This is a genomic window from Kribbella sp. NPDC049227 (assembly GCF_043197265.1).
Lineage (GTDB): Bacteria > Actinomycetota > Actinomycetes > Propionibacteriales > Kribbellaceae > Kribbella.
Genome location: NZ_JBICST010000005.1, coordinates 709,204 through 722,019, shown reverse-complemented (window position 1 = coordinate 722,019; position 12,816 = coordinate 709,204). Strand labels below are relative to the sequence as shown.

Here is a 12,816-nt window from a genome sequence, read left to right as displayed (position 1 = left end):
GACAAAATGAGACCGATGGCGCAAATGGCGATGGTGCTCAATCTCGACAAGTGCATCGGCTGCCACACCTGCTCGGTCACCTGCAAGCAGGCCTGGACCAACCGGTCCGGCACCGAGTACGTCTGGTTCAACAACGTCGAAACACGGCCTGGCCAGGGCTACCCGCGAACGTACGAGGACCAGGAGACGTGGAAGGGCGGCTGGACGCTCACCAGGCGCGGCCGGCTCACGCTCAAGGCAGGCGGGCGGCTGAAGAAGCTCTTGACCATCTTCTCCAACCCGAAGATGCCGTCGATCCAGGACTACTACGAGCCCTGGACCTACGACTACGCGACGTTGACCGACGCTCCGGCCCAGCAGCACACTCCGGTCGCCCGGCCGAAGTCACTGATCTCCGGGCAGAACATGAAGGTCTCCTGGTCGGCGAACTGGGACGACGATCTCGGCGGCTCCGCCGCCACCGCCGAACGTGATCCGGTGCTGAAGAAGGTCGGTGACAAGGTCAAGTTCGAGTTCGAGCAGACCTTCATGTTCTACCTGCCGCGGATCTGCGAGCACTGCCTGAACCCGTCGTGCGCGGCCTCCTGCCCGAGCGGCGCGATCTACAAGCGCACCGAGGACGGCATCGTGCTGGTCGACCAGGACCGCTGCCGCGGCTGGCGGATGTGCATCTCTGGCTGCCCGTACAAGAAGGTCTACTTCAACCACCGCACCGGCAAGGCAGAGAAGTGCACCTTCTGCTTCCCGCGGGTGGAGGTGGGGCTGCCGACCGTGTGCTCGGAGACGTGCGTCGGCCGGCTGCGCTACATCGGCCTGATGCTGTACGACGCCGACAAGGTTCTCGCCGCCGCGTCGACCCCCGACGAGCACGGGCTGTACGAGGCCCAGCGTGACGTGTTCCTCGATCCCGGCGATCCCGACGTACGACGGGAAGCCGAGCGCGCCGGTATCCCGCACGACTGGATCGAGGCGGCCCGGCGGTCGCCGGTGTACGCACTGATCAACCGCTACAAGGTCGCACTGCCGCTGCATCCGGAGTACCGGACGCTGCCGATGGTCTGGTACATCCCGCCCCTGTCCCCGGTCGTCGACGTGGTCAGGGACACAGGCGAGGACGCCGAGAAGCAGGAGAACCTGTTCGCCGCCATCGATGCGCTCCGGATCCCGATCGAGTACCTGGCCGAACTGTTCACCGCTGGGGATGCGGGACCGGTCGACCTGGTCCTGCGGAAGCTTGCCGCGATGCGCTCGTACATGCGCGACCTGAACCTCGGCCGCGATCCGGACGCCGGCATCCCGCACGCGGTGGGAATGACCGAGGAGGACCTGTACGACATGTACCGCCTGCTCGCGCTCGCCAAGTACGACGAGCGCTACGTGATCCCACCCGCGCACGCCGAGCAGGCGCACGCGCTGGAAGAGCTGGCGACCGAATGCTCCCTCGACTACGAAGGTGGACCCGGCATGGGTGGATCCGGACCGTTCGGCGAGGGATCCGGCACACCGACACCTCTCGCGGTCGAGAACTTCCACATGCTGCAGGACCGGCAGACCTCGGACACCGTCGCGGGACCCGGCGACAAGACGACCCGCGTGAACCTGCTGAACTGGGACGGCAAGGGCGCGCCACCTGGGTTGTTCCCGCCGAAAGGCGATGACCGATGACCAGGTATCCCGAACCGAGAGTGCCCGCGCACCAGCTGACGATCACCTGGCAGGCCGCGTCGTTGCTGCTCGACTATCCCGACGACACGCTGCTCGCACGACTGGACCTCATCCGCCGTGCCGCCGCCGAACTGCCGCCGGGCCTCGCCGATCCACTGCACGCGACAGCGCGCGCGCTCCGGTCGGTCGACCTGCCTGCGCTCCAGCAGCGCTACGTCGACACGTTCGACAACCGCCGGCGGCACAACCTCTACCTGACGTACTTCGCCCACGGCGACACGAGGCGTCGTGGTGTCGCGCTCCTGCGCTTCAAGCAGACCTACCTGCGGTCCGGCTTCGTGCTGGACGAGTCGGAGCTCCCAGACCACCTCTGCGTGGTCCTCGAGTACGCGGCGACCGTCGACCGGCACCTCGGCTGGCGCCTGCTGCTGGACCATCGCGCGGGCCTCGAGGTTCTCCGCCTCGCCCTCGCGGACGCCGGGTCCGCCTGGCTCGGCGCAGTCCAGGCGATCACCGCGACGCTGCCGCCGCTCGCCGGCGACGAGCACGCTGCGATCGCGCGGCTCGCCGCCGAAGGCCCACCACAGGAGGAGGTCGGACTCACGCCGTACGCGACACCTGCCTTCGACCCGGTGGCGCTGCCGATGCCGTCGTTCCCAGGAGCACGCCGATGAGCGACTTCCTCTGGGTGGTCTATCCCTACATCTGCCTCACGATCTTCGTCGTCGGGCATTTCTGGCGCTACCGGTACGACAAGTTCGGATGGACCACCCGCTCATCCCAACTGTACGAGGACCGGCTGCTGCGCTGGGGCAGTCCGATGTTCCACTTCGGCTTGCTCGCCGTCTTCCTCGGTCACGTGATGGGCCTCGGCGTACCGAAGACCTGGACCGAAGCCGTCGGTGTCTCCGAAGGCGTCTACCACTTCCTCGCCGTCTCGATCGGTGCGATCGCCGGCTTCGGCACCGTGATCGGTCTGGCGATCCTCATCTATCGCCGGCGCACGGTCGGACCGGTGTTCTCCGCCACCACCCGGATGGACAAGGTCATGTACCTGTTCCTCGCCGCGGTGATTCTGCTCGGACTCGTGAACACCGTCGTGGCGAACATCTTCGGCCACTACGACTACCGCGACGGCGTCTCGGTCTGGTTCCGCGGCCTCTTCCGCTTCGACCTCCACCCCGACCTCATGGCCGAAGCCCCACTCGGCTTCCAGCTCCACGCCCTGATCGCGGTGACCCTGTTCGCCCTGTGGCCCTTCACCCGCCTCGTCCACGTCTTCAGCGCCCCGCTCGGCTACCTCACCCGCCCGTACATCGTCTACCGAAGCCGCGACCCCCACGTCGGCAGCCACTCCCCCCGCCGCGGCTGGACCACCGACCGCTGAGCGGTCGGCACGGGGTCGTCCTGGCTGGATGGGCCACAACGTGTCCCGCCGTCTCGGGACCTCCGGCCCTGGGTCGGGAAGGCCCCGCGACAGAGTCTGGAATCGACGGGGAGGTGAAGCGGCATGAAGCGAGTCGGTGCCCGCCCGAAGGTCATCCGAGCGAGTCTGGTGTTCAGTGCAGGATGTCTTTTGCTCGGAGTCGGGATCGGTCTCGGTCTGCCGTACCTGGCGAAGGCCGGCTTGCATCCCGTCACCTTCATAGGCATCGCTGTCCTGGCAGCCGGCCTGGTGCTGCTCGCTCTCGGCGGGGTGGCACTGGTGCGCCTCGCCCGGAGCTGGCGCCGCATCCTGGTCGTGCCCGTCCTCCTCGTTGCGGTGGCCATCGCAACGGTGTCGATCGGTCAGGCGGTTGCGGCGACGAACGTGCCGCCGACGACCGTCGGCTCGACCACTCCGGCAGATCGCGGCCTGACGTTCGCTGAAGTCACGTTCCCGACCGCTGATGGAGTTGCGCTCGCGGGCTGGTACATCCCGTCCCGAAACCACGCGGCTGTTGTCTTGCTCCACGGGGCGGGCTCGACTCGCTCGAGTCCGCTCGACCACGCTGTCGTGCTGGCCCATCACGGGTACGGCGTACTGCTCGTCGACGCGCGCGGTCATGGCCGGAGCGGCGGACGCGCCATGGACTTCGGGTGGTACGGCGACGAGGACGTCGCCGCGGCCGTGCGTTCCTTCAGGCGCGACCGGACGTCGATGACGAGCTGATCGCGGCGGTCGGGTTGTCGATGGGCGGCGAGGAGGCGATCGGCGCGGCGGCTGGTGACCGGAGGATCCGTGCTGTCGTGGCCGAAGGTGCGACCCATCGAGTCGCTGCCGACCGTGCGTGGCTGTCCGACGAATTCGGCTGGCGCGGCACCCTCCAAGAGGGTCTGGACCGGCTGACCTACGGCCTCACCGGCCTTCTCACGGGCGCAGATCCCCCGCGGACGTTACGCGATGCGGTCGCCGCAACCACGCCACGAAAGGTCCTACTCATCGCAGCCGGTGATGTTGCCGACGAGGCGAACGCGGGCCGCTACATCCAGTCCGCGGCGACCGGCAGCGTCGACCTGTGGATCGTCCCCAACACAGGACACACCGATGCCCTGCGAACCCATCCCCACGAATGGGAACAGCACGTAACGACATTCCTCGCCACCACACTCCCCCTCGAAGGCCCCAGTGCCTCGCCATAGAACCAGTAATGGACCCTACGAGACAGCACATTCCGGTGTGACAACGCCGATGCTATGCCTCGACATCCATGCCAGGCGGAGAGTCGTAGCCGGCCTCGTCATCCGGCCGGAATCCTGCTTCCCAGCGCCGCGACGGCGGCAACAACACCGACGGCGATCAGCAGTGCAAGGTGCAGGCCGTTCACCAGGCCGGCCCGAGCAGTCAGCGAGCCGAAGAGAGCGACGCCGAGCACGCTGCCCGTCTGGCGTGCCGCGTTGAGTGTGCCGGAGGCCATCCCGGAGCGTGAGCGGTCCACCCCGCTGAGCAGGGCTGACGTCATGACCGGTACGACGAGACCGAGACCGAAGCCCGCCAGCACCAGCGGGACCACCAACACGGCGTACGAGGTCTGGCCGGTGGAACCGAGCATTGCAAGGCATCCCGCGGCCATGAAGACCGCACCGCTGACCAGGGCTCGGCGGGCCCCGAACGCGTCGGTGAACCGTTTGGCGATGAGGTTGGCGGCCATGATCGCCGCCATCATCGGTACGAACGCCAGGCCGGTCCGCAGCGGGGAGAGGTGCTGTTCGTTCTGGAAGAAGAGGCTCAGGACGAAGATCAGTCCGTAGAAGGCGACGTTGACCAGCAGCCCGATCGCAATCGGGATCCCGAAGGTCGCCGACACGAACATTCGCAGAGGAAGCATCGGTTCCACACCGCGCGCCTCGATGACCACGAACAGCGCGCCGGCGATCACGGCCGCCGCCAAGCTGATCACGACGATCGGATCATCCGCCCCGCGTGAACCAGCCTCGATCGTTGCCACCGCTACCGAAGTCAAGGCAACGACTGAGCTGACCTGTCCCCACGGGTCGATGCCACGTCCACGGGAGCGCGGTGAGGCGGCGGCGTACCTCGCGGTCAGCCAGATACCGCACACACCGATCGGCACATTGATGAAGAAGATCGACCGCCATCCCAGCGTTGCGATCAGTACGCCGCCTACGAGCGGCCCGGCGACCAGTGCCATGCTGGCGCCCGCGGCCCAGAGCCCGACCGCGCGCGCCCGCTGGCCGGGCTCGGCGTACGTGTGATTGAGCAGGCTCAACGAACAGGCCGTGAGTACGGCGGCGCCAGTTCCTTGCACTGTCCGCGCGACGACCAGCTCCGAGGTACTCGCGGCGAGTCCACAACCGACCGACGCCACGATGAAGAGTGCGAACCCGCCCAGGAACAGCCGCTTCGCGCCGTACCGATCCCCGAGCGTCCCCGCCGTGAGGATCAGTGCGGCGAAAGCGATGGTGTAGGCATCGACCACCCACTGCAGTGCCGTGACGTCTGCCCCGAGCGCCGTGCCGATCGGCTTGATCGCAACGTTCACGACGCTCACATCAAGCTGAACGACCGCGAAGCCAAGGCTGGCCGCGACCAGCACGAGCGCCCGACGTCCGTGCCCTCGCTGGGACCCGTCCGAGAACTTGCTATTCGCCGCATCCATCACAGCACGCTAACTACCCGACACTTCGCCCCCTGCCGAACCGAAATGGCACGAAGGCCAGCGGCCGCCACCTTATGAAATTGCTACTGGGCCGCCGCGCCAGGACGGTATTGGTTGCCGGCCGGTGGCGATGTCGAAGGCCGCGACGCCCAGCAATCTGGTGGAGTCGAGCAGGGGCAGCGACGAGATGTTCTCGGTGATCAGCAGTGGGATCTCCGTGCAGGCCATCGCGACGACGTCACAGCCCTGCTTCTCCAGCCCCTCGATCACTTGCTGGCACTCATCGCGAGATGCCTCGGAGACAACGCCGTTGACCAACTCCTCATAGATGATCCGGTCAATCAGCTCGCGCTGATGCGGCGGCGGGACGACGTGACCTAATCCTCGGTCTGCGAGCGCCCGCCGGTAGATCGGGCCATCCATGGTCAGTTCTGTGCCCAAGACACCGACAACCTGCCGCCCGTCTCGCACCGCTCGATCGGCAACGACGTCAGCAATGTGCAGGCCGGGCAATACCAGTTCTGTGCCGGGCTCTTCCAGCGCCAGGTGAGCGGTGTTGCATGGGCAGACGAAGAAGTCCGCTCCGGCGCGAGCGAGCCTGTCGACGCTCCGCGCCAGCACCGGCCGGATCGAGGCGTAGTCGCCGCGGTCCCAGGCGGGGAGGCTGCGTCCCATCGCGATGCAGTCAAGGGTCACATCGGGATGCTGATGCGGGCCGATCACGCGGAACCCCTCCTGACAGAAGGTCAGGAAACACAAGGCAGCGCCTTCCGTGGTATGCGCAAGGATGCCGGCGTGAAGAGGTTCCCAAGAACCATGCGAGCCTCTGGTGGTCTGAACCGCCGGCTCCGGCGACGTCACCTTCCCAGCTCCGATCCTCACTCGACCTCCCAACAGTTGTTCACCGCCACGACGAACCGCACGTTACGTCCGCGCCTGCCACCTGCGTGGTTCAAACTTTGAACTGCGCGTTCCCGGCTCACAGGTCGACACTTGCAGACATGGACTTGTCAGATCCCGCGGCCCGTAGCGTTCTGGATCACATCGGCAATACCGCGTTGCTACCCCTGCGTCGGCTCGGACCGCGCAACGGATCCCGGATCCTGCTCAAGCTGGAGGACGGCAATCCCACCGGAAGCATCAAGGACCGGATGGCGCTGGCGATGATCGAGGCCGCGGAAGCCGACGGCAGGCTGCAACCGGACGGCAGGGTGGTCGAGTACACCGGCGGCAGCACAGGTGTCTCGCTGGCACTGGTCTGCGCTGTCAAGGGTTATCACCTGGACATCGTCAGCTCGGATGCGTTCGCCGCCGAGAAACTCGCCCACATGCGCGCGCTCGGCGCCGAGGTACAGGTGATCGCCAGCGATCAGGGCCGCATGACGGAAAAGCTCACGCGCGACATGATCGAAGCGGCCCGGATCATCACGGCGGACAACGGCGGCTTCTGGACCGATCAGCTGAACAACACCGACCAGTTGCGGGCCTACCACACGATGGCGGACGAGATCTGGGCTCAGACTGACGGTGAGCTGGATGCATTCGTGCAGATCGTCGGCACCGGCGCTTCCCTGCGGGGCAACGCCGAGCGGCTGCGGAAGTACGACGGTTCGATCGCTGTCGTGGCGATCGAACCGGCCGAGTCCGCGGTCCTGTCCGGTCGTCCGACCGGTGCGCACAAGATCGACGGTGTCGGTGCCGGCTTCGTCGTACCGTTGTGGCACAACGAGGTGGCCGACCTGATCGAACTGGTGTCCACGGAGGAGGCGACGGCGATGGCGATGCGGCTCGCACGGGAGGAAGGGCTGTTCGCGGGTACGTCGACGGGAGCCAACGTCCTCGTCGCACAGCGGATGGCCGAACGGCTTCCGCCGAACTCGACGATCGTCACGGTGATGTGTGACACGGGCATGAAATACCTGAGCAAATGAGCGCCCATGCCATGACTTCGGACCTCGCGGAGGTATCGGTCATCGCCGTGGACATCTTCGGCACCACCGTCGACTGGCACACCAGTGTTGCCGAACAGGTCGCGCAGATCGCCGGACGAACGAACGCCCAGGTGTCGCCGGGCCGCTTCACCGACGAGTGGCGAGACCGCTATCTCCCAGCTGTGGAAGCGATCAGCAGCGGTACCCAGCCGTGGCGGAACCTCGATGCGCTACATCGGGAAGCCCTCGACGACCTTCTCGAGGCCCACGGCGTCGGTGAAGATTTCGACGATACGGCCCGCCGAGACCTGGTTCTGGCCTGGCACCACCTGGCACCGTGGCCAGACGCCGCAGACGGCTTGTCCCGGCTTCGCCGCCGATACACCGTTGCGGCTCTGTCCAACGGTGGCTTGGCACTCCTGGTGCGCCTGCTCAAGGGCGCCAATCTGCCGTTCGACTGCATCCTGTCGGCCGAGATGTTCCAGTCGTACAAGCCGCAGGAGCATGCATACCGGGCAGCAGCCGACCTGCTCGCCGTGCGCCCCGAGCACATGCTGATGGTTGCGGCACACACATGGGACATCGACGGGGCACGGCGCGCAGGACTACGCACCGCGTTCCTCGAGCGACCACAGGAAAAGGGCCCCAACCGCACCGCGGACCGCGCAGCCGACACAACGTGTGACGTCGCGGTGAGCAGCCTGACAGAGCTCGCGGACGTACTCAGTTGCTGACCGAGGTCCCGATCCGCTCGCATCGGTACTGGGTCGCGCGGCTGCTGGTGATGACAGTGACGGTGCCGCTGTCCTTGCGGCCAAAGATGCCGCTGGCAACTTTCGCCGGCGATCCTGCTCGAGGGTCGGCACTGAGGCTGTCCGGTGGACGTTGAAGAGGACACCACCGTCGGTAGCCTGGAGCGATGAACGGCTACGGGCAGTTCTGCGCGGTCGCACGAGCACTGGATGTGGTCGGCGAGCGGTGGACCCTGCTGATCGTGCGCGAGATGCTCTCGGGGCCGGTCACCTTCGGCGACATCCGTCGCGGTATCCCCCGCATCCCGCCTGCCACGCTGACCAGTCGATTGCGGTCCCTTCGCACCGCCGGCATCGTCGAGTTGTCCGACCGGCGCTACCAGCTCACCGAATCCGGGCTGACGCTCGCTCCGGTGGTCCGCGAACTCGCGCGTTGGGCGATGACAACCGAGAGCGCTGCGTTGTCCGATGACGATCTCGACACCGCGGCGCTCACGTGGGACATGCAACGCAGAGTCGACGTCGATGCCCTGCCCGAGCGCACCGTAGTACTCGCACTCGAGTTCACCGACCGATCGCCAGGCGACCGGTACTTCTGGCTGCATCTGTCCAAGACGAACGTCAACCTGTGTCGGGAGGACACCGGAGCGCCGGTGGGTCTCTGGCTCAAGGCGCCGACCGCCGAGGTCACCCGTTGGTGGCTCGGCGATCTGACCTGGTCACAGTTGCAGCACCACCCCGGAGTCACAGTCCACGGCGACCGCGCCCTACAACGTCAGATACAGCACTGGTTCCTTCGGTATGCGTTCAATCGCACCGCTCTCGCGCAGACGCCCAGGGCTTAGACGAGAGCGATCCAGGCTGGTTCAAGCGAGGACGAAGCTCGATGAATTCGCCGTTCGCCAGGTCCGGCCCTGACGGCAGTCGGGAGCAGGTGATCGAGAAGTACAAGGCATGGCTGCTCGAGCACCCGCGCAGCTAGCGTTCTGGGCGGTGGCGCTGTTCGAGTGCCGAGTTTGTCGGAGGTGGGACGCGCGTGCCGGCGGTGAGGCGGCGTACTGCCTCGGGGTCGCCGTCGATGACGGCACCGGCGGCAGCGAGCTCCGCCAGGTCGTCGCTGCCGAAGGTCGCGAGGAGGGCGTCGGTCGGGGTGACGAGGACGGCGTCTGGTTCTTCGGGCGGTTCATGAGTGACCTCGGCGCCGGTCGAGGTGAGGCGGACACCGAATACCCCGGCAGAACCGTGGTCGGACAGTTCGATCCGCAGTGTCACCTCGGGCTGCTCAGGCGTCGGCACGAAGTACGTGCGGATGCTCAGCATGGCGCTGTCGGCGCTGACGAAGAGCTGTTCCGCGGTAGGCGGGGTGGCCAGCGCCCAGGTGCCCAGCGCAACCACAATCGGCTCGAGGCCGCGACCCCACGCCGTCAGCTCATAGACCCGAACGCCGGCCGGCGGAAGCTGCCGACGCCGTACGACGCCCGCGTCGGCCAACTCGCGCAGCCGTTCGGACAGCGCGTTGGGGCTGGCGGTCGGAAGTGCACGCTGGAGGTCGGTGAACCGTTTCGCCCCGAACAGCAGCTCACGCACCACGAGGAGCGCCCACCGCTCGCCCACGATGTCGAGCCCGCGGGCGACGCCGCAGGCCTGCCGATAGCCCCGTTGGACCGGCACCGAACACCTCCCTCCCGTACTTGCTCGATCATAGCATTCACTATTAGCCTCATAGTATTCCTACGAGAGGAACCTTGACCATGCTGCTGGCGGACAAAGTGGCCGTGATCTACGGCGGAGGCGGAGCGGTGGGCGGGGCTGTGGCCCGCGCGTTCGCTCGGGAAGGTGCCCGACTGTTCCTCGCCGGGCGTACCCTCACGCATCTGGAGGCGGTGGCCGGTGATGTGGCGGACGCCGGCGGTTCGGTGGACGTGGCCCAGGTCGATGCGCTGGACGCGGATGCGGTCGCGCGACATGCCGCGCGGGTGGTCGAGACGGCGGGGCGGCTGGACGTCTCGTTCACGCTGATCGGCTACGGAGACGCTCAGGGCGCACCGTTGCTGGAGATGAAGCGAGAACGATTTGTCGAGCCGATCAGCACAGCGATGCAAGCGCACTTCATCACCGCGACGGCTGCCGGGCGGTACATGGCTGAGGCCGGGTCGGGGGTGATCCTGGCTCTCACCGCCCAGGCCGGCCGGGTCCCGTACGTCAACACCGGAAGCTTCGGCGTGATCAACGCGGCGATCGAGGGCTTGTGCCGTCAACTGGCCGCCGAGCTCGGCCCGCACGGCGTCCGAGTCGCCTGCCTGCGATCCGGCGGCTCTCCCGACACGCCCGGTGTCGAGGAAGCATGGGCCCGGCACGCCGAGAACGCCGGTGTGCCCAAGGAGGAATGGTGGGCCACGATGGCCGGCAAGACCGCCCTGCGGCGATTGCCGATGCTGGCCGACGTCGCGAACGCCGCTGTCCTTCTGGCCTCCGACCACGCCACCGCGATCACGGCGGAAGTCACCAACGTTACCTGCGGCGAACTGTTCGACTGAATGCGCCACAGGCCCGCCTACAGCGACCGCGCATGGCCGTAGACCGGCACCCATCGCGCGGTTTCGTCCGGGTTGCGGCTGGTGATCAGGTTCTCGTCGGTGGCGACCTCCTGATCTACCCAGGTGGCCCCGGCGTTGCGCAGATCGGTCGGGCGCGCGGCGCAGCCCCCTGTACCCCGGGTGGAAGAGTCGACTCCCGCGCGGAACCGCTTGACCGTGAAGTACGGCGGGCGTCTAGGACGTCGCGAGGCGGACGAGGGCAGTGGTGGCGACACCTGCGGCGGCTGCCGGCAGCATCGGCACCCTCAGCAGATTGAGGACGCCGGCAACGCCTACTCCGATCAGCTGGGTCCAGTCGATCGTGCGCCCGCCGAGGTCAGTGACGATCAGTCCCGCGAGCAAGGCCGGAGCAGTCAGCCTGGTGACGTTGATAAGCGCCGGCGGGAGATCTCGCTTTCCGAGTACCAGTGGGCCGGCGGCTTTCATCAACCAGTTAGCGGCGCTGACCGCCAGTACGCACAGCCACAGCTTCATGACGCCTCCTTCGTCGCAGTCCGATCAGGGTGGCCGCGGCGGCGCCGAGCAAGGCGTAGCTCGGCGAGGTCACGAACAACAGCCCGGCGGCGATCATCGCTCCGAGCAGACAGGCAACGACCGCACGGCGGGATCGGCGTACTTCGTCGATCAGCAAGACGATGAAGAACGCCGGGAACGCCACGTCGAGGCCGAGCTTGTGCATGAGATCCGGCGACGGAGCGGCCAGCACGCCGATCGCGGTGCCTCCGGTCCAGCAGATCCATTGGGGGACGCTGACTCCGATCATCCGCCAGACGTCGTACCGATCATCCTCGTCGTGCGCGGCCAGGAACGACGCGTCGACGATCGCCTGTGCCTGGAGCATGCGCGCCAGTCGGCCTCCCTGCAGGCTCGGCGCGATCGCCACACTCATCACCAGGTAGCGCACGTTGATCACCATCGCCGCGACGATCGCCGCCAACACCGTTGCGCCGGACAACGAACTGAGCAACGTGAACTGTGCCGAGCCGCTGAACGCGAACGCGGAGAAGACCACCGGCACTGCGGTCCCCCAGCCTCGTGCCCGCGCTTCGGCACCGAAGTTCAATGCCAGTACGGCGGTTGCGAGCGCCGGCCCGAGGCCGAGACGGAGCCCGCGCGCGAACGACTGCCGACCAGGCCCCGTCATGCTGGCGATCCGTCGCGGGATCGCTCGTAATGCCGTCGAGCGCGTGCCCGGTTGCCGCAGTCGGCCGAACTGCACCACCGGCGCGAGCCGTTCTTGCTTCGGTCCAGGAACAGCCAGCCGCAACCGTCGTCTCCGCACTGGCGCAACCGGCCCAGGTCTTCGTCCTCGAAGAGCCGCCAGACCGCCAGTCGAACGGCACCGCCCGGATCATCGGCTCGCCACCCGAACGGACTCACCTCGACGGATGCCGACCGGACGACCTCGGAGATCAGGCCGTGCAGCGCGTCGATCCTGGCGCGGGCCGGCCGGTCCCCGACGGCCAGGCTTGCCAGGACGTCGTACGCAATGTCTCGCGCAGCCACCAGGTCGTCGCGCAACCGTCGTGTCACCGCTGCGCGATCCGTGGTCACGCCGACGGCGCGCAGCCAGCGCTCCACGTTCGGCAGGTCGGCGAACCGATCGACCGTTCGTCCCGGATCGAGGCGCCACGCCACAGTGTTCACGAGGTCGAGCGCGAGATGCCCGCCGATCAACTCCGGCCGGTACGTCACCCGGAACCACCTCCGGACCCGATCCTAACAGGCAATACAGCTTTTGCATGTTAGACAGCATCGCAGCCCACAGCCT

The 12,816-nt window shown here is 67.1% G+C and carries 16 protein-coding genes; 9 read left to right on the top strand and 7 right to left on the bottom strand.

What is annotated here, in order from left to right; all coding sequences use genetic code 11:
• The first annotated feature begins 6 nt into the window (after positions 1-6).
• From narH to ACGFH6_RS25690, 5 genes are all read left to right on the top strand, one after another.
• A complete protein-coding gene (narH, locus tag ACGFH6_RS25710; RefSeq protein ID WP_393388565.1) occupies positions 7-1,665 on the top strand; it encodes a nitrate reductase subunit beta in 1,659 nt (552 codons plus the stop codon).
• Positions 1,662-2,339 carry a nitrate reductase molybdenum cofactor assembly chaperone gene (gene narJ, locus ACGFH6_RS25705; protein WP_393388563.1) on the top strand — a complete coding sequence of 226 codons (678 nt, stop codon included), beginning with the start codon at positions 1,662-1,664 and terminating at the stop codon, positions 2,337-2,339. The genes narH and narJ overlap by 4 nt, the downstream gene beginning before the upstream one ends.
• The gene (gene narI, locus ACGFH6_RS25700; RefSeq protein ID WP_393388560.1) at positions 2,336-3,052 is read left to right on the top strand and encodes a respiratory nitrate reductase subunit gamma; all 717 of its coding nucleotides are present in this window, start codon (positions 2,336-2,338) and stop codon (positions 3,050-3,052) included. Before narJ ends, narI begins: the two co-directional genes overlap by 4 nt.
• 123 nt (positions 3,053-3,175) lie before the next feature.
• Complete coding sequence (locus tag ACGFH6_RS25695; RefSeq protein ID WP_393388558.1) at positions 3,176-3,817, top strand: alpha/beta hydrolase; 642 nt, start codon at positions 3,176-3,178, stop codon at positions 3,815-3,817.
• 20 nt (positions 3,818-3,837) lie between these two features.
• A complete protein-coding gene (locus tag ACGFH6_RS25690; protein ID WP_393388554.1) occupies positions 3,838-4,287 on the top strand; it encodes a hypothetical protein in 450 nt (149 codons plus the stop codon).
• 98 nt (positions 4,288-4,385) lie between these two features.
• Here the strand turns inward: ACGFH6_RS25690 and ACGFH6_RS25685 are convergent, their stop codons facing one another.
• A complete protein-coding gene (locus tag ACGFH6_RS25685) occupies positions 4,386-5,765 on the bottom strand; it encodes an MFS transporter (RefSeq protein WP_393388551.1) in 1,380 nt (459 codons plus the stop codon).
• Positions 5,766-5,837: 72 nt separating this feature from the next.
• Positions 5,838-6,524, bottom strand: coding sequence for an aspartate/glutamate racemase family protein (locus tag ACGFH6_RS25680; protein WP_393388549.1), 687 nt, complete (start codon positions 6,522-6,524; stop codon positions 5,838-5,840).
• 242 nt (positions 6,525-6,766) lie between these two features.
• Between ACGFH6_RS25680 and ACGFH6_RS25675 the strand changes: the two genes are divergently transcribed.
• From ACGFH6_RS25675 to ACGFH6_RS25665, 3 genes are all read left to right on the top strand, one after another.
• The gene (locus ACGFH6_RS25675; RefSeq protein WP_393388546.1) at positions 6,767-7,696 is read left to right on the top strand and encodes a PLP-dependent cysteine synthase family protein; all 930 of its coding nucleotides are present in this window, start codon (positions 6,767-6,769) and stop codon (positions 7,694-7,696) included.
• 47 nt (positions 7,697-7,743) lie between these two features.
• Positions 7,744-8,430 carry a haloacid dehalogenase type II gene (locus ACGFH6_RS25670; RefSeq protein WP_393388543.1) on the top strand — a complete coding sequence of 229 codons (687 nt, stop codon included), beginning with the start codon at positions 7,744-7,746 and terminating at the stop codon, positions 8,428-8,430.
• Positions 8,431-8,615: 185 nt separating this feature from the next.
• The gene (locus ACGFH6_RS25665) at positions 8,616-9,293 is read left to right on the top strand and encodes a winged helix-turn-helix transcriptional regulator (protein WP_393388540.1); all 678 of its coding nucleotides are present in this window, start codon (positions 8,616-8,618) and stop codon (positions 9,291-9,293) included.
• Positions 9,294-9,426: 133 nt separating this feature from the next.
• On the opposite strand, the gene ACGFH6_RS25660 is transcribed toward ACGFH6_RS25665, so the two are convergent.
• Positions 9,427-10,119 (bottom strand): winged helix-turn-helix transcriptional regulator, encoded by a 693-nt coding sequence (locus tag ACGFH6_RS25660; protein WP_393388537.1) that lies wholly within the window; start codon positions 10,117-10,119, stop codon positions 9,427-9,429.
• 80 nt (positions 10,120-10,199) lie between these two features.
• Between ACGFH6_RS25660 and ACGFH6_RS25655 the strand changes: the two genes are divergently transcribed.
• Positions 10,200-10,985 (top strand): SDR family NAD(P)-dependent oxidoreductase, encoded by a 786-nt coding sequence (locus ACGFH6_RS25655; RefSeq protein ID WP_393388535.1) that lies wholly within the window; start codon positions 10,200-10,202, stop codon positions 10,983-10,985.
• Between the two features lie 17 nt (positions 10,986-11,002).
• Here the strand turns inward: ACGFH6_RS25655 and ACGFH6_RS25650 are convergent, their stop codons facing one another.
• The 4 genes from ACGFH6_RS25650 to ACGFH6_RS25635 are packed head-to-tail and all read right to left on the bottom strand — an operon-like array spanning position 11,003 to position 12,740.
• Complete coding sequence (locus ACGFH6_RS25650; RefSeq protein WP_393388532.1) at positions 11,003-11,260, bottom strand: DJ-1/PfpI family protein; 258 nt, start codon at positions 11,258-11,260, stop codon at positions 11,003-11,005.
• Positions 11,220-11,519 carry an AzlD domain-containing protein gene (locus ACGFH6_RS25645; protein WP_393388529.1) on the bottom strand — a complete coding sequence of 100 codons (300 nt, stop codon included), beginning with the start codon at positions 11,517-11,519 and terminating at the stop codon, positions 11,220-11,222. The genes ACGFH6_RS25650 and ACGFH6_RS25645 overlap by 41 nt, the downstream gene beginning before the upstream one ends.
• The gene (locus ACGFH6_RS25640) at positions 11,479-12,189 is read right to left on the bottom strand and encodes an AzlC family ABC transporter permease (RefSeq protein ID WP_393388526.1); all 711 of its coding nucleotides are present in this window, start codon (positions 12,187-12,189) and stop codon (positions 11,479-11,481) included. Before ACGFH6_RS25640 ends, ACGFH6_RS25645 begins: the two co-directional genes overlap by 41 nt.
• Positions 12,186-12,740, bottom strand: coding sequence for a CGNR zinc finger domain-containing protein (locus ACGFH6_RS25635; protein ID WP_393388523.1), 555 nt, complete (start codon positions 12,738-12,740; stop codon positions 12,186-12,188). Before ACGFH6_RS25635 ends, ACGFH6_RS25640 begins: the two co-directional genes overlap by 4 nt.
• Between the last annotated feature and the right edge of the window lie 76 nt (positions 12,741-12,816).